Origin of the sequence: Paenibacillus sp. FSL H3-0310 (assembly GCF_038002785.1) — a bacterium.
Classification (GTDB): Bacteria; Bacillota; Bacilli; order Paenibacillales; family Paenibacillaceae; genus Paenibacillus_AQ; species Paenibacillus_AQ odorifer.
The window spans coordinates 1,644,706-1,664,884 of the sequence record NZ_JBBODC010000001.1; the positions used below are offsets into that span (position 1 = coordinate 1,644,706).

The window sequence follows — 20,179 nt, forward strand, 5'->3', positions numbered from 1 at the left end:
TATGGGTTATGCAGGGGTCGAACCTGCGACCTGCCGATTAAGAGTCGGCTGCTCTACCAGCTAAGCTAATAACCCGTAATGTCTAAAGAGTCAACGGTGAATATTATATAATGGCATTAATTAAAAAGCCAGTATTTTTTTATTTTCAAAAAAGTCCACACTCGTTCCTCGGCAAAAACACTGTAGCAGCGGGATTTTTTTCTTTGCTAGACATTTGCAAAACTTGTATGGAAGAATTATGTTTATGTAACATAGTTAAGATCTTTGTAAATTGTGGAACAATACATAATAGAACGGCATACGGAGGGATAGCTTTGAAGGATTCGAAATGGACATGGCGCAGCGTCAGCTTGATTTCCATAGTAACAACTATAGTTTTGATGGTTGGTTTAGTTTATGCGGTTAAAGATATTATCTATCCGGTCGGAGAGGTTACCGAGAGCAGCTTGCCTCAGCAAACAGCCGCACCGGTGACGGAGACCGTCAAGCTCCTCAAAATTGTTGCGCTCGGGGATTCGCTTACCAAGGGGACCGGTGATAACACCGGAGAAGGGTTTGTTAAGCGTACGGTTACTGGTTTATCCGCAAAAGGTGTCACAGTAGACTTTTTAGGCAATATGGGGATTAACGGGTTGACTACTGCGGGGCTGTTAAGCAAACTGAACGAAGATGGTGTGGAGTATGCCTTGCGCATGTCGAATGTTGTTTTGCTATCCGTCGGAGGAAATGATCTGTTTAAGGATTCGGATATTCTTGAGAATAATGGGGCGCAACAGGGCAACACAACTTCATCAACCTCTGGGCAGGAGCTGACTCCAGAGTCTTTATTAGCCGCTCTGCCAGAAGCAGCAGCTAGACTGGAGAAGATTCTCGATAAAATCTCACAGATCAATCCGAATGCGCAAGTTTACTATATGGGGCTGTATAATCCCTTTGGCGATATTCCAGAATTACTGGCACCAGGCAATCAAGCGGTAACGAAGTGGAATAATACGGCAATGGATATTATTAATGAGCATAGCAACATGACCTTGGTTCCTACGTTTGACTTGTTTAACAGACATTTGGACAAGTATCTATCCACCGATCATTTTCATCCTAATGGTGATGGCTATCAGCGAATCGGAGAACGGTTCATACAGGCTGTGCAGTAGTATATAGGTGAGTGTTAAATTTTGCAGTAAGATCATGTAGGTAAATGCCCTTTGAGCAAGTACAAACCGAGAAAATGACAGTCACAAGGAGCTAAATTAAATATGACAAAAGCGAATAGTGAAGACTCCGGCACAGTCGTCTTGTCTGTGGACGGGGTACGTAAAAAAATAGGGCGAATATGGATTATAGATGATGTCACTTTCGATGTGAGAAAAGGGGAGATCTTCGGCTTTCTCGGGCCTAATGGGGCTGGGAAGACGACCACGATCCGCATGCTTGTGGATTTGATTCGACCTACTGAGGGCAAGATTACAGTATGTGGGTACAATGTGAACCGAAATCCGGAAAAAGCATTGCAATATGTAGGCTCTATCGTTGAGAATCCTGAGGTATATACCTATTTGACCGGGTGGGAGAATTTGCAGCATTTTGCCCGGATGCAGCCTGGCGTAGACAATGAACGTATTAGCGAAGTGGTAGATATTGTTCGATTAGATCAGCGGATACATGATAAGGTAAGTACATACTCGCTTGGGATGAGACAACGATTAGGCATTGCGCAGGCGCTGTTGGGACGTCCACGGCTGCTTATTTTGGACGAGCCGACGAATGGACTTGACCCTAAAGGCATTAAAGAGCTGCGAGAATTCATTCGCAAGCTGGCGGAAGAAGGGCTGGCGGTGTTCGTATCGAGCCATCTGCTTAGTGAAATTCAGCTTCTTTGCGACCGTGTAGCGATTATTAGTAAAGGGCGTGTATTGGCAGTAGGTGCGGTAGATGAGCTGATCGCTCGTAATTCGCCGTATGTACTTTGGGAGCTGGAGCCTTTTGCTGAGGCCCGGGAAATGCTGGCTGATCGTTCAGATATTCAAATTCAGAAACTGGAAGACGTCACATTAGATGACTCAATTATTGCCGGGATGGGCCCCAATTCTTTAATAACGATCATGGATCAGGATCTGATCCCCGAGATTGTGGCCGTAATGGTTACTGCTGAAATTGAGGTGAGAGCTGTGCATAAAATTAATCCGACACTGGAACAGCTATTCTTGAAACTAACGGAGGGTGAGAATGTTGAGTAACTTGCTTCCGCTAATCCGTAATGAGTGCTTGAAGATTATAAAAAAGAAACGGTTTTATGTTATACTGCTGATTCTGATTGTACTGGTGCCTATGTTCACCTATGCACAGATGCGTTCAGCCGAACGGAGTCGGGAGAAATTTAATTCCGATTGGCGGCTTGAGATCCAGCAGCAGATTATCGATAATCAAAATTCACTGGGCAGTGACCGGATTCCAGAGGAATGGAAGACTTATCGGCGAATATTTGTACAACAGCTTCAGTATTATCTTCACCATGACGTTAATCCGAATGAACCTAGCGGGGTTACCTTTACCCGAGAATTTATGGATAATTCGGTTACATTATTTATTCCATTGCTCATTATGGCGGTGGCCTCAGATTTGGTCTCGGCCGAAAGGACAACTGGAACTATCAAAATGCTGTTGACTAGGCCGGTCAAGCGTTGGAAGGTGCTTTTTAGCAAAATGACAGCACTGCTAATGTTTGTCTCGCTTATCGTACTTTCCACATTTGCAATCAGTTACTTTATCTCTGGTCTCGCCTTTGGTTTTAAAGGTTTTAATATTCCTGTTTTTACAGGCTTTAAAATCAGTGGTGATTCGCTAGATATGTCTACTGTACATGCAGTGCCCCAGTGGAAATATATGCTTATGCAAGGTGGTTTGATTTGGTTCGTCAGCGTAGTGGTTGCACTGCTCGCGTTCATGATCTCGGTGCTTGTTCGCAGTACTGCGGCGAGTATAGTAGTTATGATGGCAGCGCTGATTGCAGGTAGTATACTGACCAATATGGCCTCTGCCTGGACAACAGCGAAATATTTATTTATGGTAAATCTTGGACTGACCAGCTATTTGTCTGGTACTCCCGCCCCCATTGAAGGGATGTCCTTGTCATTTTCCATGGCTGTGCTGGCAGTATGGGGGGCCGCTTCGGTGATCATTTCATTCGCCGTCTTTACGAAAAGGGATATTTTGAATTAGAATGAACAAAGTGACCAAAACGTTTGTTTGCATTTCTTAGAAATATAGGAGAGTATAATTTCACGTTATATTCTATCCTTAGGTTTTTGGCAGTAACGGATACCGTTCTTAACATAAAGGACGGCCAAGCCGTTTCTTCTTAGTATAGAGAAAAGAAGGAGGAGCATGAATGCTCGAACAGATCGATATGTTTGCTGAAGTTTCTAATAACGGCGAGAATGGCCGTACTGGATACGATGCTGACGACATTCAAGTGCTCGAAGGTCTGGTTGCAGTACGCAAACGACCTGGCATGTATATCGGCAGTACGAGTTCTTCAGGACTACATCATTTAGTATGGGAAATCGTAGATAATGCCGTAGATGAGCATTTAGCCAAGTATTGTACAAAGATTGACATACTGCTTCGCAAGGATGGCTCGGTAACCGTTAGCGATAATGGACGGGGGATCCCAACTGGAATGCATAAGACAGGGGTACCTACCCCGCAAGTTGTATTTACAATTTTGCATGCGGGCGGTAAGTTCGGTGGATCGGGTTATAAAAAATCAGGCGGTTTGCATGGCGTAGGGGCTTCTGTCACAAACGCTTTGTCTGAATGGCTCGAAGTAGAGATTTATCGTGAGGGCAAAATCCATCGGCAGCGGTTTGAGTACTGGGTGGACAAGAAGGGCAAGGAGCATGTTGGCGAACCTGTAACTGGTCTTGAAGTTCTGGGTAACACCAATAAAACGGGTTCGAAAATTACTTTCAAGCCAGATATTCGTGTCTTCCCAAATGGAATTGCTCTGAATTATGACACGCTGGCAGAGCGGGTTCAGGAGATTGCTTTTCTGAATTCCGGTCTGCGTATTACACTGCAAGATGAGCGGAGCAACCGTCAGGATGAGTTCTTTTATGAAGGTGGAGCCAGTCAATTTGTGCAGTTCCTCAACGAAGGTAAGGATGTTCTCCATGATGTTATTCATTTCAGTGCAGAAAAGGATGATATCGAGGTAGAAGTAGCTCTGCAATACAACGGAGGCTACACAGAAACCTTGGCTTCCTTCGTAAACTCCATTCCAACTCGCAGCGGAGGCACACATGAGACCGGCTTTAAAACTGCGTACACTCGTGTATTAAATGAATATGCCCGCCGCACGCAATTGCTTAAAGAAAAAGATAAAAACCTGGAAGGTAATGATCTGCGGGAAGGCATGATGGCTGTCATCAGTGTAAAAATGTCCGAGGTTGAATTTGTTGGACAGACGAAGGATCAGCTTGGCAGTGCTTCCGCCCGTAGTGCAGTAGATTATATCGTTTCTGAAAATATGGCGCGTTTCTTGGAAGAAAATCCACAAGTTGCGCAGAGCCTGCTGAAGAAATCGATTCAAGCGTCGAAAGCGCGGGAAGCGGCACGTAAAGCCCGCGATGAGATCCGCACAGGCAAGAAACGCAGCGAAAGCTCGAATCTTGGCGGTAAGCTGTCTCCTGCACAATCAAAGGACGTTACACGTACGGAGCTGTTTATCGTGGAAGGTGATTCCGCCGGTGGTTCAGCTAAGCAAGGCCGTGACTCTAAGATTCAAGCGATATTGCCGCTAAAAGGTAAACCGATGAATCCGGAGAAAGCTAAGCTGCTGGACATCCTGAAGAACGACGAGTATAAAGCAATTATTTCTACAATAGGTGCTGGAATTGGTCCGGATTTCACCGTCGAAGACAGCAATTATTCTAAAATTATCATTATGACCGATGCCGATACCGATGGAGCGCATATTCAGGTGCTGCTGCTGACATTTTTCTATCGTTATATGAAGCCTTTATTAGATGCAGGTAAGGTCTTTATCGCTCAGCCTCCACTTTATAAGTTGACCCGCAAAACGGGAAAGCTGGAGACCGTAAGGTATGCATGGAGTGATGAAGAGCTGCAAAATTACTTAAAGGAATTCGGCAAAAACTTCGAGCTTCAGCGTTATAAAGGATTGGGCGAGATGAACCCCGATCAGCTGTGGGAGACAACGATGAATCCAGAGTCGCGTACGCTGCTTCAGGTACAGATTGAGGATGCCGCTAAGGCGGAGCGCCGTGTTTCAACACTTATGGGTGACAAAGTCGATCCACGTAAACGCTGGATTGTTGAAAATGTCGATTTCACCGAAATTGTAGAGTAATGTCAGTGCTGCAAGTGACGATAATCCCGATTTTCTAAGAGCTTGGTGATTTATGGGACCTAGGGAGATTTTGGAACTGTAGGAGCGATAATGCCCGGAATTCCAAAAAGCTCTGAAGTACCTGAGAATCACCACACTATTTTAAAACGGGCAGTTTGAGGAACAGAAGGTGAGCAAAGTGAGTAGTTTATCAGAACAATTTTTGCCGGCATTTCTGGAAGAGGTCGTCGGTGACCGCTTTGGTCGGTATTCCAAATATATTATTCAGGACCGGGCAATCCCCGATGTCCGTGATGGACTTAAACCCGTGCAGCGCCGGATTCTTTATGCGATGTACGACTCCGGCAACACCCCTGACAAGCCATACCGCAAGTCAGCCAAAACTGTCGGAGATGTAATGGGTAATTACCATCCACATGGTGACTCCTCTATTTACGATGGTATGGTACGTATGGCACAGCCTTGGAAGATGGGGCATGTGCTAGTTGACGGTCACGGTAACTGGGGCTCTATGGACGATGACCCAGCAGCGGCAATGCGTTATACAGAAGCACGGCTGTCTCCCATTGCAATGGAGATGATGCGTGATATCGAGAAGCGGACGGTCTTGTTTAAAGATAACTTTGACAATACCGCCAAAGAACCTGTTGTGGTTCCTTCCCGGTATCCGAATCTGCTCGTAAATGGCACGAGTGGGATTTCTGCTGGTTTTGCCACTGAAATTCCGCCACATAATCTGCGTGAAGTAATTGACGCTTGTATCGCAGTGATGCAGAAACCAAATATTGAGCTGGAAGAAATTATGACCTTCATGAAAGGTCCGGATTTCCCTACAGGCGGCACAATCATGGGCGGAGACGGCATCATGGATGCTTACCGCACAGGTAAAGGCCGTATTTACCTGCGCTCCAAAACAGAGATTGAGAATATGCGGGGCGGCAAGCAGCAAATCGTGATCACGGAAGTTCCATTCCAGATTGTAAAATCACGGTTGGTTACTTCCATGGAGAATATTCGGCTGGAGAAAAAGATCGATGGCATTGCCGAGGTTCGTGATGAGAGCGGTCGTGAGGGACTGCGGATTGTAGTCGAACTCAAAAAAGAGGCTGATGCTCAAGGCGTGTTGGCGTATCTGCTCAAAAAAACCGATCTTCAAATCACCTATAACTTCAATATGGTTGCTATTGTTAACAAAGCACCTCAGCAGCTTGGTCTAAAAGCCATCCTGGAAGCTTATATCGCGCATCAGCGTGAAGTTGTGACTCATCGCACCCAGTTCGATCTGGAACGCGCTGAAGACCGTGCTCATGTCTTAGAGGGCTTAGTTAAAGCACTGAACATCCTGGATGAGGTTATCGCTGCGATCAAAGCTTCGAAAAATCGTCAGGATGCTCAGAACAATCTCGTATGGATGTTCGGCTTCAGTGAACGCCAAGCCGATTCGATCCTTACTTTGCAATTGTATCGTCTGACCAATCTGGAGATCACTTCACTCCAGAAAGAATTAGATGAAATGATGGCAAAGATTACACATCTGCGCGGTATTTTGGATAGCGACAAAAAGCTAGTTGCTGTAATTCGTAAGGAACTGCTGGAGATTCGCGACAAATACGGCATTGATCGCCGTTCTCTGATCCAAGGCGAAGTCGAGGAGCTCAAGGTTAGCCTTGAAGCGCTGGTCAACGCGGAGGATGTGCTCGTTGCTCTTTCAGCAGATGGTTATATTAAGCGGACTAGTATGCTTTCCTTCACCCGTTCTGGTGGGGAGCGTCATACCTCAGGCGTCAAAGAAGGCGATCATATCGTCAGGCTGCTGGATGTAAATACCCGTGACAGTCTGCTGGTATTTACCCGCAAAGGGCAATACTTCTTGCTTCCTGTGCACCAGATCCCGGAGTTTAAATGGAAAGACCCTGGTACAGCGATTGTGAATGTTATTGGATTGTCTAAAGGAGATGGAATCGTTAGTGTGATTCCGGTGAATAATCTAGATGATCCGCAGCAGAGCCTTGTGTTTGTCACCCGTCGGGGTCAGGTGAAGCGTACAGAGCTCAAGGAATACTCTACAAGCCGTTCTGGAGCTGTAGCGGCCTGTAAGGTAGCCGAGGGTGATGAGATCATTACAGTGGCTTCTAGTACGAATGACAAGGACATTGTGCTGGTCACCCGTGAGGGAATGAGTATCCGATTCCATGAGAATGAGGTTAACCCTATGGGTCGCGTTGCATCCGGTGTAAGAGGAATTCAGCTGCGCGAGGGCGACGAGGTGATTTCCTGCTTCTGGGTCAGCGAAGATGAAGGCGAAATCCTTGCTATTTCTGATATTGGTTATGCGAAACGTTCATTACTTGTGGATTATCCATCACAAAGCCGTGGTGGCAAAGGAATGCCAACCTTCGAATTCAAGGAAGGCAAACGAATACGTCCAAATGGCAGCAGGTTAGCAGGGGCTTTCTATTGCAAGGAGCCATTAGAACTGAATGCCGTTACCCGTGAGAATGCCCACCATACGTTCTCCTCTGAATCAGCGCCGCTGGGCGAGCGTCGTTCTACAGGCAAACAGATTGTAGCTGTGGAGAAAAAGGATGAGATCATAAATCTTTTCCCATCAGTTCATTAAAACTAGCGATTAACAAGTGATTTTATAACGGCGTTTAGTCCGCTCTTTTGGAGGGTTGACTAAGCGTCGTTTTTTATTTTTTTATACTGAAGGTCCGGCAGATTTATTTTTCTTCGTTTGCAGGAAATGGAAGTTGTTTCGCGAAAATGTAGATATACCGGATAGAACCGCGAGGAAAGGAAGGAATAAGTGTGCATGCTTCTGAATTCAGTAAAATTTGGCATAAGATTTTAAAAGATTATAAATTACATATGGACAGTAATCTTGCTCCAACGCTGACGGATGCCCAACTTACTGTACTTGAACTGCTTCAGGAACGCGACGCCATGAAGCCTTCTGATCTGGCTCCACATTTGGCGACCAGTCCTGCAGCGGTTACGATGTTACTTGATCGGATGGAGAAGCATGAGCTTATTGTGCGGGAAAGAGATGCTTCGGACCGGCGGATTGTATGGGTGAGTATAACGGAGACTGGAATGGAAGAAACTGCACGGGGTCTAAAGATCCGCAGTGATTTTTTTGCGGAAGCGCTTGATCCGATCTCCTCTCATAACCAACAGTTACTGCTCTACTTAATGGGCAAAATGGTTGTTACAACTACACCGGAGGGTTCTACACCTTGAAGCAAATAGCTTGGCTGTATCACTACTATGATGAATCTACAGGTCCATTTCAAAATCTGTCTGATCTGCCATCCCAAGAAGCGGAACAGGTTCTGAATGATCTACGTCAGCGTAATAAAGGTTTTGCGAGTAAGCGTTCAGCAGATTATCTAGATATTCGCCGGGGTCTTGAAGCAAAGGCCAGGGAATTATTTATAATAAAAGGTGGTAAGCCTTCTAGAGCCTGTCCGCATTATATGACGCTGGGAGAATGTCCGTGGTTATTAGACTGGTATCCTAGAGGTAAAAGCCTGCAAATTACTATTGAGCAGTTTGATCCTGCTTCGATCAGTTTCACTTACGGGGATTTGTTTCCTACTATGAGATATAAAGATGGCAAACCTTATCGCAATCAAGTTTATACATGGGACGAGATTATAGATGTAATCGATAAATTCGGTATGCCACAGGAATGGAATGCCAATGGTGACAAGGGACCTGAACGATATATTGAGGTTCAAATTTGGGATGATAAGCCTTTAATAAATATGATAGGGTATTAGATTTGGATCTACACCCATTTAGAATATATGTATAAAGAGCCGATGGAAGCAATGCGGAAAATGTTGAAGAAGATAGAGGCGTTTAGAAGAATTAGATGAATGTAGAAATATATAGAAATATATAGATATATATAGAAGTATATAGAAGTATATAGAAGTATATAGAAACATTTAGAAGCGTTTGAAAGTATATATAGGTATTTAGTGGCATCTAGAAGTAAGAGAAACATGTAGAGGTATCTAAATGTATTTAGTTGTATTTTGTACAGCTATTATTTGTAAATTACTCGAGCATTGAGATATAACTGTATTTTATACAACTATTTTCTTGATTTACTTCTCTTTTTACAGTTTCCCTGATTTTTAGTTGTAAAGAGTACACTTAAAATCCGACCTACTGTTTTTTTATTCGGAATAAGTGTATAGAGTGCAGTTATCTTACTTTCATTTCAGATTCCATCTAGGATCCACTGCTGCTCCACTGCTGAACCACTGCTGATTCACCGCTAAACAGAGCCGGTTGACCGTTAGCTAAGTTCAGGCTGGAAGGTGGAAAGGATGTTTAATCTCTCAAAATGATGTTTAATCTCGAAGGGATTTTTAATCTCAAAGGGATATTCAATGCCCGGCTGGAAAAATCGGATTAAGCATATCCTGCGGAGCTAGGAAGAACACTCCAACGTGGATCCTCTTCCCATATTCTGTTCAAGTAGCAGACGCAGAACCAAAAACAAGGCAGTGATTCTCCACTAACCGGAGAATCACTGCCTTGTTTTAAATAACAGGGTTTGTTTCATTGCCTAAAAAGGGCTGCTTCAGGACAGCCCTTCTTGTAGTGTTTCACGCGGCCACAGATCCCAAGGATGGGTTTGTGGGGGCAGAGAGATGAGTTCCACTTCTTCTTTAGTAACAGGGTGAGGGAATCCTACAAGTGCTGACCATAACGCAATTTGTTGCCCCGGTCTGTTCACTGAAGCCCCGTACTTCTGATCACCGTATAATGGACAGCCGATCGAACTCAGCTGCACCCGAATTTGGTGGGAACGCCCTGTAAGTAAATCAATCTTAAGCAGGCTGTATCCTTCTGCACTGTCAAGCACTGTGTAATCCAGAATTGCTTCCTTGCCGCCGGGAGTTCCTTTTCGAACCACGGTGACGGTGTTACTCTTTGCGTCTTTAAGCAGCGTATCTGTAAGACGGCCACGAGTGGCTGGCGGTTTACCATGCACGACTGTTAAATACACCTTATGAAAGCCGTGAGTACGAACACTCTCGGATAGTCTTGAAGCCGCTTTGGAAGTCTTGGCAAAAATCATTGCTCCCCCAACCGGTCGATCCAAACGGTGGACCAGACCTATATAGACGTTGCCGGGTTTGTTGAAACGTTCCTTCACATCTTCTTTCAGCAGGTTCAGCAGGTCAGGATCTCCTGTTGCATCCTCCTGAACAGGAATATTCACGGGTTTTACAATCCCCAGAAGATGGTTGTCTTCGTACAAGACTTCAAATCGTTGCGATCCGCCGCTTACAGCCTCATTGTTGCCGGAACTATGCTGTGTCATGGCTTACGCCTCCCAGCGACCCAGGATACCACATGGCAGGTTCATGCCGGAGGAGGTGATCGGAAGACCAATTTCGCCGGAGGTAAGTTTTCCGCCATAACGTTTGCCCATGGTCATGGACAACATGTTGCGCAGTACAGTTGGAGAAATTCCAGTGGTGTAGGAATTAATGAGCATGAACAATGGGTTGTCGCTCATAATTTCCATACAGCTCTCAAGGAAAGGGTACAAGCTTGATTCAAGCTTCCACATTTCTCCACCAGGTCCTCTTCCGTAAGAAGGAGGGTCCATAATAATCGCGTCATATTTGCTGCCGCGGCGTTGTTCACGTTGTACGAACTTGAATACATCATCCGTGATAAAACGCACTGGACGTTCTCCAAGACCAGACAGCTGAACGTTTTCTTTCGCCCACTGCACCATACCTTTGGCTGCATCCACGTGAACGACAGACGCACCGGCACTCGCCGCTGCCACAGTAGCTCCACCTGTGTAAGCAAAAAGATTCAGCACTGAGATTGGACGGTTAGCCGCTGCAATCTTGTCCATCATCCAGCTCCAGTTGGCTGCTTGTTCCGGGAATAGTCCTGTATGCTTGAAGTTTGTAGGACGTAAGTGGAATTTTAATTTACCATAGCTAATCTTCCAATCGTCTGGAATGGTTTTTTTCATTTCCCATTGTCCGCCACCAGCGGAGGAACGGTGATAATGTCCGTGCACATCACGCCATTTAGCGGTCTCATTATTTAGAGGCCAAATAATCTGTGGATCAGGACGACGCAAGATAATATCGCCCCAGCGTTCGAGCTTCTCTCCACCGCCTGTATCAATTACTTCATAGTCTTTCCAATCGCTCGCTATATACATGATTTAATCCATCCTTCAAAAAAATTCATTTAGCCTTTATTGTACAACATTTCACCTGATTGCTACAAACAAATTACGCCTCAGCCAGCTTCACCAATTATTTTGTCCAATGCTAATGAGGTGTATAATATTCCCATGCTTATGCGGCTATTCAACTGGTGCTTCATGACTTGATTGTGTATGATCAGATAGTAGAGTTCTTACCCTATTTACGATCGGAGAACTAAAGCTATGTTCAATCTCTCACCGCTGTATTTCCCTATAACTGCAAAACCCAACCACACTAGTGAGTTTCTGCCCAGCCATGCCTTGCAGCCGTTTATTCGCTGTTTTTGGGGTTCTGTAGATGTGGAGTCTATACAACAACCTGAGACGGAGACAATAATTCCGGACACCTGTATGGATATTATTTGGGATTTGGATAGAGAATCAGGCAATACAAACACTTTTTTCTCCGGCATCAATGACACTCCATTTGAAGTCTCCTCAGACAGAAAGCCAGGGGGGAGTTCAACCTTTGGTATCCGATTTCATTTCTGGGCGGTTCATTTTTTTGCAGATGATCATCTGCGGAATGTCTTGAACGCACATGTCGATGTAGAACAATATTTTGGCACTTTTAAAAAAGAGCTTGGTCATCTATTGGAGAAAGTAAACTCGATGGACGAAAGGATTGCAGCCGCTGAAGCCTATCTGCTTCGTCGTCTTGAGCGTAGAGGGCGGACTAACGATCGGATGATGAACGCAGTCTATACTATGGTTAAACAAAAAGGGATTGTGACCGCAGAGGATTTGGAGACCAGTTCTAATTTAAGCAGACGACAACTTGAACGGCTTTTTCAAGAATATATAGGTGTATCGCCCAAAAAAACAGCAGATCTCGTGCGGTTTCAGAATGTATGGCGGGAGATGTGTCATTTACCTGGGCAGACGAAGAATATGCAGGATCTTATTTTCGCGTATGGTTACAGTCACCAGTCCCATTTTATCAATAATTTCAAAAAATATGCAGGAAGAACCCCACTTGAAGCCTTGGTCTATGCAGACCGAAGAATGTCGTAATTTTGCAATACAAAGCGTGTCAACCTTGTTAGACTAAACCCAAGTAAGAAATGAGACATATTATGAGAATGAGAGGGGACAAGTTATGATTTCGTCTTTTGAAGGGACTAACATTTACACTAAAGATACTGCGGTGTCAGCTAAATTTTATACGGAGGTACTAGGAATTCCTATGCCTTTCGAAGGTTACGGTAATTTCGACGGGGCAAAGCTTGGCTTTGGCAAGAAACAGCCGGGAATTATTATTTGGGATGCTGCAAAGTGGGAAAATCTTACGACAGGTTTTGTTAATTTAGTATTCGGCTGTGATAATCTGGATGAGACATACAAGCAGTTGAAAGCTAAGGGACTGGATTGTCAGCCACCTGTTACGATGGAATATGGCGGTAAAGAAATGAATTTTCGTGATCCTGATGGGAATCACATAACCTTGCTGGAAGGTGCTTATTAAGCTTCTTTTTAAGAAAAATGAGACGGAGCGCAAACCTCAACCGTGTGTAATAACGGGGAGTTTGCGTTTTTTTAACTTTATTTATTGACAATGATAATCATTATCAAATAGAATGAGGTGAAGCGTATATGATTTAAATTTAAGGTGTTAGTAGGGGAGGAACAGGAGTTTATGGCTAAAGTGCTTGTGGCATATGCTAGTTTAACTGGGAACACTGAGGAAATGGCTGAATTGATTGTAGAAGGAATACGCCAAGCAGGCGGTGAGGCTGTTTTGAAGTCGGTCACTGAATGTAATGCGATTGAGATAAAATCATATGAAGGCGTTCTGCTAGGGGCATATACTTGGGGAGACGGAGAGTTGCCGGATGAAGCTCTTGATTTCTATGAGGAGATGGATGAACTTGATTTGACTGCTATGAAGTCAGCAGTTTTTGGTAGTGGAGATACAGGCTACGCCATTTATTGTGGGGCAGTGGATGTTATCGAGGAGAAGCTAAAGGAGCGTGGAGCAGTCATTTTGCAAGATAGCCTAAAGATTGAGTATGGCCCTAATGCTGCCGAAAAAGAAGCCTGCCGTCAATTCGGACGTCAATTCATCGAAGCCTGTATGGCGGTAACCTAAGATGGGTGGGCCAGTGGGAAGTTGGTTTAACAAACCAAGGGATGTACATACCCCTCCGTATAAACGGCTGCACGATTATCGCATGGAGCATATTATGCTGGGCGGGACTGAGAATTTAGCTAGCGGAGCTCCAGCGACGGGGCTCCCACGCTGGCGTCAGCAGGTTCAATATGCTGTGGGGCATACACTTAATGACTTCTATAGTCTGTTGCCGGAAGTGCGAAGAGAGACACCTATACAATTTCTGTTAGAACGCCGGTGGCCTCCTAGGGGAGATGCTTTTCCCTCCCTTTTGCAATATTGGGATATCAAAACGAGTGTAGCTGATGAGCTTATGCGTATCGTTTCAAGCAATCATCTACAGGAGATTCCAGTGATGTTATATGAACAGTGGCATGTTCCAGTTCCAGCGCTGAATTTGGAGTTATCGATGATTACGCAGCTGGCTTGGAACTCTTCAAAAAGTTGCCGAAGCGTGAACATTCAGAAATTTATGGTTAATGGCAATGAGGATATCATCACTGGATTTATGCATATGGCCAATGTTTTTTGCCATCATGCTTATGGTGAGCCAGCGGAGACCGTGGAAGTTTTCTCGCTGCTGGATGGACGTAAATACTGCTTTGATGGAGAGGCAATCTCGATTATGGAGTCACTGGATTATGTGCGTCTGTTATCCGTATTTCTTGAGCGTGAAGTGTTAGCTGACGGTTCCTTAAGCTGCAGCGATCGTAGAAATGAGAGAGGCGAAGCGGATTATTTACTATAATAAATAGACCTCCTTATCTGCAGGTTAGAACACCAGCAAGTAAGGAGGTCTTATTGTGACTGCTTTATTAAAATCTCAAGAGTAGGTCTGGGGATTAGCCGATATATCGGTAATAATCCTGTTTATTCTGAATGACAAAGCCGCAGCTCTCATACAGCTTAAGTGCATTGGGATTATCCAGTGCGACCTCCAGATTTACACCATTATAATTTTTGCGCTCTCGTTCGATGGTCTGAAGAAGGGCGCTGCGGCCAATGCCAAGCCCACGTAGCTTTTTGTCGACTGTAAATCCATAGATCCAGGATTCATTATCTTCAGTCCACACTCGCATCTTCCCAACAGGCCTGCCGTCCATCTCGATCATAATATTCTCTTGCATACCTTCCTGTTTGTGCAACTCATACTGCTCTGCAGCATCTTCTGTCTTCATATCAAAACCTCCACAATCCAGTTCGACCAGAATGTGTGCCTCTTCTTCACGAGCTGGCCGTAAGACGACAGTCCCTGTTGCTGAGCTGACATCAGATGACACCATGGAATTGCCATCCCATTTCATTTGATATTCAGCGTGATTGAACTGCAGAGGCAAGGTTTGCAGGAAAGCAGTTCCAGATGAAGAAGCGGCGGGTGCATTTAGAAGAAGAGTAGAGACTTTATTGCGCTTGATTATGGTTTGTGCTCGGTTCCACAGAGAGGTGAAGATTCCGCGTCGACGGTAGCCTGGCCGAACCATGCCACAGACCTCCATATCGCTTCCAAAACCATAGAGTCCCAAGAAACCGACCAGTAATTCGTCCTCATAAGTCACGAGCCATTCCGTATCACCTGCGCTTGATGGCTGGCGGAGCATATCCCAATTCAGTTTTAATGAAATTCCTTCATATTGCTCACAGCGTTGTTGTAATTCCTCAATATTCTTAAAAGTGTCGGCAGTCGTCAAACCCGTTTCCCCCTAAAGTGTATTTGAACTATTATAAGTTCGCATAGTTACTAAAAAAGCTTCGCGGAAACGGGAGCAGGTTTAAGCTCTCCCGCCAGTATTCCCGCTCAGCACGTCTTTGTACTCCGGGTGCTTCTCGAATTGATGCGCAGCATAGGAGCATACGGGTACAATTTTTAAATTCTCATTCCGAGCCTTGTCCACAACAGCACGTACAAGCTCTTGTCCAGTACCTTGCCCGCGCAGTTCTTCGGAGACACGAGTGTGGTCAATGACCAATTCCCCGGTTCCTTTATCCAAACTGTATGTGATTTCGGCAAGGTCCTTACCGTCATTAGCAACAAAAAAACGTCCGTTTTCATTTTGAATTTGCATCTTATGGCTTCACTCCTAATTAGTTATTGCCTATATTTTACTACCATGAATTGCAAAAAGCGAGGAGCGAACCAGATTGATTGTTCTTCGGGCTGAATGTTGTTTTCCTTGTTACCCGAGGATCGCTGCACTGCATTTTTGTTCATGTGGGCAACATGGCTATAGCAGAATATGAGCAAGTGAGAGTTAACTAACCTCGAGTATTTGTTTTGGTAAGCTGAAAACTGGGAACGCTGGGAATGCTGGGAACGCTGGGAACACTGGGAACACTGGGAATGCTGGGAACGCTGGGAACGCTGGGAACGCTGGAATGCTGGGAATGCTGGGAACGCTAGGAACGCTGGAATCCCGAACCCCGGAACCTCAGAACGCTGGAACCATGGAACCCCCGAACCCTTGGAACCTCGGAACCCCGGAACCCCGGAACCATGGAACCCCCGAACCCTTGGAACCTCGGAACCTCAGAACGCTGGATCCATGGAACCCCGAACCCTTAACTCTCGCTTGTCCTAATCTCTGCGGAATCTAACGGACCCAATTGACGCTATTTGCACATTTTTAGTCATTTGAGCAAAGTTTCGGACCCCAGTGCAGCTATTCCTTTGGAATAGGCGCGAAATAGGCATTTTTAATGCCCATAGCGCCTATGGAGTCCGATAACATGCTGAAAATGGGATAATACTGCGAATAAGGTCAACTGTGTCCGATAGCGTAGGATCCTAATCCGCCGCAGAAGCTTACGGACCAGAGTCCTAATCCCCCGCTGATGCTTACGGTCCAGAATCCTAATTCCCCACTGATGCTTAGGGACCCAGCAGACGCTATTTGCACATATTTAGCCTTTTGAGTAAAGTTTCGGACCCCAGTGCAGCTATTCCTTTGGAATAGGCACGAAATAGGCATTTATAGTGTCAATAGCGCCTATGGAGTCCGATAGCACACAAAAAAGGGGATAATACTGCGAATAAGGTCAACTGTGTCCGATAGTGCAGAGTTTTGATCTCCCGCTGGAGATTACGGACCCAGCAGACGCTATTAGCACAAGGTCCACTGAGTCCGATAGAGCAGAGTCTTGATCTCCCGTTGGAGATTACGGACCCAGCAGACGCTATTAGCACAAGGTCAACTGAGTCCGATAGTGCAGAGTCTTGATCTCGCGCTGGAGCTTAAGGATCGAGCAGACGCTATTAGCACAAGGTCAACTGAGTCCGATAGCGCAGAGTCCTGATCTACCGCTGAAGCCTACGGCAGACGCCATTAGCACAAGCTCAGTTGTGTCCGATAGCGTCCACGCTCGCGGAAATGACAGCTAAACCACCGTGCAATACAGAAAATTTGATGCTGAAACAGCAGCTAATGAATTTTTATGCACTCCCGTTTATAGAGTAGCTTGCGTATTCTCAGGATAATACAATAAGATTAAGAGAATATCTCACTACTGAAAAGAACCGCTAGCAGGAGGAATCATTGTGGAATACAAGGTTGAGGTTGAATTTGGATCGATTTATGAATTGTTGAATAGCTTACATACTTATCTCTGCAAAAAATCCTATAAGAAGATTGATTTAGGGGTAGCGTGGGCTAATGAAATTGAAAGCACGCTCAGTGAAGAGCTGTTATCCCGTCTGAAAGAAACCGAACTAAACAATGAGTGGAAAATGTTGAATCTGCTCATTTACTGTTGTCCATTTAAAGATGATGTAGACAGTGTGTTGAACTGGATTGAAGGGTTATCGGTTGGCGAGTTATATGAGACCTTATCAAAGTATGTAAAGGTATTTCCAAGCCATATGGAGGATTACCGTAACCGCGTAGTATTTTTACTCTCCGAGTGGAACCGCCAGTACTTTAGCCAATGCAATCCTGCGATTTTGAGCAAACTACAGCAGCATGCGGATTCCAAGAACATGGAGCTTAATGGACTGGACACTGCGGATTTCGTGAACAAGACGACCAACGGATTTTACTTCATGCCTACGGATGGGCTTAAGAAGCTCGTACTGATTCCACAGTATCATTTTCAGCCTGCTAATATTATCTATTGCTACGGTGAATTAACGATCTGCCATTATGCGGCGTGGATATCGATGGAGAATGAGGAAATCTCCCCTTTTATGTACAGAGCGATCCGTAGTCTGAGTGAAAAAAGCCGGCTAAAAATCCTCCAAGCCCTTAGTGGTGGCCGTAAGACGTTTACCGAAATTGTTAAGCATGCGGGGATCTCGAAGGGGATTGTGCATGATCATATTTTTAATCTTCGTTGTGCAGGTTTACTTCATGCCTATATTGAAGGGGAGAATGTCACCGGATACAGTCTGCGTCTTGAAGGCATTCATCGGATGAATGAGCAGCTATTCGAGTATTTGAAATAATGATTTTTAAAAAATATAACCGCCTGAAAGCCAGGACTTCTCTTATGCAGAGAGAGTTTTGGCTTTTTTTATTTATTTTAATTATCGCCTAATTCTGTTTATGGAGAATTTTTTTGAAGTTCTCTCTTTACAGAACTAGAAAACCTTTCTATAATGAACATCAGATGTTATTCATACTTAACGGGTAGGAATTATAGTTATTATTCTATTCAGAGAGAAAAGGGAGATAGGTACATGAGAAAAAATGCGATTGTAATCACTTCATTACTGCTTACGGGGTCACTGTTACTTTCTGCTTGCGCTAACAACAGTAATAACGAATCCTCATCCGCAAACAATGCGGCTGCAGGCTCCAATTCAACCAATGTGGAAGCAACCACTGCACCAGAGATTGTTCCTGCGGGTGCTCTAAGCGAACCTTTTACTGCCACGGATTTATCCAAACTTCCAGCGGTGGCCCAGAAACGTACAGATACCATTATCGTCGGGCTTACGGACCCAAGCGGAGCGTTCACTCCTTATTTTCAACAAAGTGGTTATGATGGCAATGTCTCTTCACTGCTATACGCTTCTCTCGTAACTGTTGATGACAAAGGCGTTCCAACGCCGGAACTTGCGGAGAGCTGGGATGTTTCGGATGATCAGCTTACATACACTTTCCACTTGAGAAAAGATTTGAAATTCAGCGACGGTTCACCGTTAACAGCGGATGATGTGGCATTTACATGGACGATCCAATACGACAAATCGTATGATGGTAGCTCCCAGCTTCCATCGCTAAATGTTAAAGGCGGCAAAGCCTATAAGGAAGGTACATCCCCTACAGTTGAGGGCATTAAAGTAATTGATCCACAGACGATCTCAGCAACCCTTGAGCAACCAAACGCAACGGCGCTGGTACAGCTCGGCTCGAATGTACTGTCGAAAGCTTTCTATGGCAAGGACTATAAAATTGGAAATCTTGAATACATTAAAAAGCTGCATGAGAAGCCACTTGGCGATGGACCTTACAAGCTGGAAAAATTTATTCCAGGTCAAGAAGTGCGTTTTGTAGCGAATGAGAATTATTTCAAAGGTAAACCAAAGACGGAGCATTTCATCTACAAAACTACGGAAGGCGACGTATGGCAGTTCGTAGAAACTGGTGAAGTGGACTACGCTTCCTTTAGTGCGACAGACGAGAATATCGAGAAGCTGAAAGCACTCGGTTTTGTGAATATTATTCCTTACACTCCAAGTACCTATGGTTACTTGCAAGTTAACCTGAAGCATGAGCAGCTCAAGGATAAGCTTGTACGTCAAGCTATTGTGTACGGTTTGGATCGTCAGAGTATTTATGTGGATGCAGCGCAAGGTGCAGGTTCTATTGCCAACATCCCGGCATCCCCTATCTCTTGGTCTTACACGGAGGAAGGCATTAATCCTTACAAATATGATCCGGAAAAAGCAAAACAATTACTCGATGAAGCTGGCTGGACGGTAGGCGCGGGGGGGATCCGTGAAAAAGATGGCAAACCGCTGTCCATCCATTACCTCGGTTCGAAGAGTAAAAACACAGATATTTTCATCGCTGTAGCTAAAGAGAATTTTGAAGCGCTGGGTATCGAATTCCAGCCTGAGGTTTTCGCAGACTTTAACTCACTGGTATCGAAAGTAGAAGGTGGGGACTACGATCTCGTATCCTTCTCCACAAGCATGTTGACTGATCCGTCTGACGGGTTCATGCAATTCTTCGATGGAGAAATCACGGATTATGACAATCCGAAATTCCTGGAGCTGTACAACAAAGCCTTGGCCACTACTGATATTGAGGCACGCAAAGCGGTATATAAAGAGCTGTATCAGCTTTTCAATGATGAACTGCCTATTATTTTCACAAGTTATAAAAAGACAGTATACGCCTATAACGGACGTATTGAGAATCTATCGGTCAGCCCGTTCATCGGTCTTGCTGGCAGTCTGCCAACTTGGAGCCTGAAATAAATAAACCAGTGTCCCCTG

Annotated in this window: 17 protein-coding genes and 1 tRNA gene; 13 read left to right on the plus strand and 5 right to left on the minus strand. The window is 44.9% G+C overall.

The window, feature by feature from the left end:
• Positions 1 to 2 precede the first annotated feature (2 nt).
• A tRNA-Lys gene (locus MHH63_RS07375) sits at positions 3 to 75 on the minus strand.
• A gap of 239 nt (positions 76 to 314) precedes the next feature.
• Between MHH63_RS07375 and MHH63_RS07380 the strand changes: the two genes are divergently transcribed.
• The 7 genes from MHH63_RS07380 to MHH63_RS07410 all read left to right on the plus strand — a co-directional run bounded on the left by MHH63_RS07380 (position 315) and on the right by MHH63_RS07410 (position 9,156).
• Positions 315 to 1,154, plus strand: coding sequence for a GDSL-type esterase/lipase family protein (locus tag MHH63_RS07380; protein ID WP_076127595.1), 840 nt, complete (start codon positions 315 to 317; stop codon positions 1,152 to 1,154).
• A gap of 102 nt (positions 1,155 to 1,256) precedes the next feature.
• Entirely contained in the window at positions 1,257 to 2,237 is a 981-nt protein-coding gene (locus tag MHH63_RS07385; protein ID WP_341171351.1) for an ABC transporter ATP-binding protein, read from the plus strand.
• Positions 2,230 to 3,219 carry an ABC transporter permease gene (locus tag MHH63_RS07390; RefSeq protein ID WP_036685819.1) on the plus strand — a complete coding sequence of 330 codons (990 nt, stop codon included), beginning with the start codon at positions 2,230 to 2,232 and terminating at the stop codon, positions 3,217 to 3,219. Before MHH63_RS07385 ends, MHH63_RS07390 begins: the two co-directional genes overlap by 8 nt.
• A 169-nt stretch (positions 3,220 to 3,388) precedes the next feature.
• Positions 3,389 to 5,371: a DNA topoisomerase IV subunit B gene (gene parE / locus MHH63_RS07395; protein ID WP_076127597.1), complete on the plus strand. Its 1,983-nt coding sequence runs from the start codon at positions 3,389 to 3,391 to the stop codon at positions 5,369 to 5,371.
• 178 nt (positions 5,372 to 5,549) lie between these two features.
• Positions 5,550 to 7,991, plus strand: coding sequence for a DNA gyrase subunit A (gyrA, locus tag MHH63_RS07400; protein ID WP_341171352.1), 2,442 nt, complete (start codon positions 5,550 to 5,552; stop codon positions 7,989 to 7,991).
• Positions 7,992 to 8,182: 191 nt separating this feature from the next.
• On the plus strand, positions 8,183 to 8,614 hold the full coding sequence (locus MHH63_RS07405) for a MarR family winged helix-turn-helix transcriptional regulator (protein ID WP_076127601.1): 432 nt from the start codon (positions 8,183 to 8,185) through the stop codon (positions 8,612 to 8,614).
• Positions 8,611 to 9,156 carry a hypothetical protein gene (locus MHH63_RS07410; protein ID WP_305954006.1) on the plus strand — a complete coding sequence of 182 codons (546 nt, stop codon included), beginning with the start codon at positions 8,611 to 8,613 and terminating at the stop codon, positions 9,154 to 9,156. The genes MHH63_RS07405 and MHH63_RS07410 overlap by 4 nt, the downstream gene beginning before the upstream one ends.
• An 815-nt stretch (positions 9,157 to 9,971) precedes the next feature.
• On the opposite strand, the gene MHH63_RS07415 is transcribed toward MHH63_RS07410, so the two are convergent.
• Positions 9,972 to 10,718: an RluA family pseudouridine synthase gene (locus MHH63_RS07415; protein ID WP_076219226.1), complete on the minus strand. Its 747-nt coding sequence runs from the start codon at positions 10,716 to 10,718 to the stop codon at positions 9,972 to 9,974.
• 3 nt (positions 10,719 to 10,721) lie between these two features.
• A complete protein-coding gene (locus MHH63_RS07420) occupies positions 10,722 to 11,585 on the minus strand; it encodes a class I SAM-dependent methyltransferase (protein WP_036685718.1) in 864 nt (287 codons plus the stop codon).
• Between the two features lie 231 nt (positions 11,586 to 11,816).
• Here MHH63_RS07420 and MHH63_RS07425 point away from each other — a divergent pair, with 231 nt between their 5' ends.
• The 4 genes from MHH63_RS07425 to MHH63_RS07440 all read left to right on the plus strand — a co-directional run bounded on the left by MHH63_RS07425 (position 11,817) and on the right by MHH63_RS07440 (position 14,491).
• A complete protein-coding gene (locus MHH63_RS07425; RefSeq protein ID WP_076304048.1) occupies positions 11,817 to 12,647 on the plus strand; it encodes an AraC family transcriptional regulator in 831 nt (276 codons plus the stop codon).
• An 85-nt stretch (positions 12,648 to 12,732) separates the two neighbouring features.
• The gene (locus MHH63_RS07430) at positions 12,733 to 13,098 is read left to right on the plus strand and encodes a VOC family protein (RefSeq protein WP_248548511.1); all 366 of its coding nucleotides are present in this window, start codon (positions 12,733 to 12,735) and stop codon (positions 13,096 to 13,098) included.
• Between the two features lie 171 nt (positions 13,099 to 13,269).
• Positions 13,270 to 13,722 (plus strand): flavodoxin, encoded by a 453-nt coding sequence (locus MHH63_RS07435; protein WP_076134641.1) that lies wholly within the window; start codon positions 13,270 to 13,272, stop codon positions 13,720 to 13,722.
• Between the two features lies 1 nt (position 13,723).
• Entirely contained in the window at positions 13,724 to 14,491 is a 768-nt protein-coding gene (locus MHH63_RS07440; protein WP_076308378.1) for a hypothetical protein, read from the plus strand.
• A gap of 94 nt (positions 14,492 to 14,585) precedes the next feature.
• On the opposite strand, the gene MHH63_RS07445 is transcribed toward MHH63_RS07440, so the two are convergent.
• Both MHH63_RS07445 and MHH63_RS07450 read right to left on the minus strand, forming a co-directional pair.
• A complete protein-coding gene (locus tag MHH63_RS07445) occupies positions 14,586 to 15,431 on the minus strand; it encodes a GNAT family N-acetyltransferase (protein WP_076127613.1) in 846 nt (281 codons plus the stop codon).
• Between the two features lie 81 nt (positions 15,432 to 15,512).
• Positions 15,513 to 15,806 carry a GNAT family N-acetyltransferase gene (locus tag MHH63_RS07450; protein WP_076308376.1) on the minus strand — a complete coding sequence of 98 codons (294 nt, stop codon included), beginning with the start codon at positions 15,804 to 15,806 and terminating at the stop codon, positions 15,513 to 15,515.
• Positions 15,807 to 17,275: 1,469 nt separating this feature from the next.
• Here MHH63_RS07450 and MHH63_RS07455 point away from each other — a divergent pair.
• Both MHH63_RS07455 and MHH63_RS07460 read left to right on the plus strand, forming a co-directional pair.
• Complete coding sequence (locus tag MHH63_RS07455) at positions 17,276 to 18,178, plus strand: ArsR/SmtB family transcription factor (RefSeq protein ID WP_076278176.1); 903 nt, start codon at positions 17,276 to 17,278, stop codon at positions 18,176 to 18,178.
• A gap of 234 nt (positions 18,179 to 18,412) precedes the next feature.
• Positions 18,413 to 20,161 carry an ABC transporter substrate-binding protein gene (locus MHH63_RS07460; RefSeq protein ID WP_341171353.1) on the plus strand — a complete coding sequence of 583 codons (1,749 nt, stop codon included), beginning with the start codon at positions 18,413 to 18,415 and terminating at the stop codon, positions 20,159 to 20,161.
• The last annotated feature ends 18 nt before the right edge of the window (positions 20,162 to 20,179 follow it).

Bases quoted from the DNA above. Each gene is read 5' to 3' on its own strand.
- MHH63_RS07385 (WP_341171351.1), top strand. From the start codon at position 1,257: ATGACAAAAGCGAATAGTGAAGACTCCGGCACAGTCGTCTTGTCTGTG.
- parE (WP_076127597.1), top strand. From the start codon at position 3,389: ATGCTCGAACAGATCGATATGTTTGCTGAAGTTTCTAATAACGGCGAG.
- MHH63_RS07415 (WP_076219226.1), bottom strand. From the start codon at position 10,718: ATGACACAGCATAGTTCCGGCAACAATGAGGCTGTAAGCGGCGGATCG.
- MHH63_RS07420 (WP_036685718.1), bottom strand. From the start codon at position 11,585: ATGTATATAGCGAGCGATTGGAAAGACTATGAAGTAATTGATACAGGC.
- MHH63_RS07425 (WP_076304048.1), top strand. From the start codon at position 11,817: ATGTTCAATCTCTCACCGCTGTATTTCCCTATAACTGCAAAACCCAAC.
- MHH63_RS07430 (WP_248548511.1), top strand. From the start codon at position 12,733: ATGATTTCGTCTTTTGAAGGGACTAACATTTACACTAAAGATACTGCG.
- MHH63_RS07435 (WP_076134641.1), top strand. From the start codon at position 13,270: ATGGCTAAAGTGCTTGTGGCATATGCTAGTTTAACTGGGAACACTGAG.
- MHH63_RS07440 (WP_076308378.1), top strand. From the start codon at position 13,724: ATGGGTGGGCCAGTGGGAAGTTGGTTTAACAAACCAAGGGATGTACAT.
- MHH63_RS07450 (WP_076308376.1), bottom strand. From the start codon at position 15,806: ATGCAAATTCAAAATGAAAACGGACGTTTTTTTGTTGCTAATGACGGT.
- MHH63_RS07460 (WP_341171353.1), top strand. From the start codon at position 18,413: ATGAGAAAAAATGCGATTGTAATCACTTCATTACTGCTTACGGGGTCA.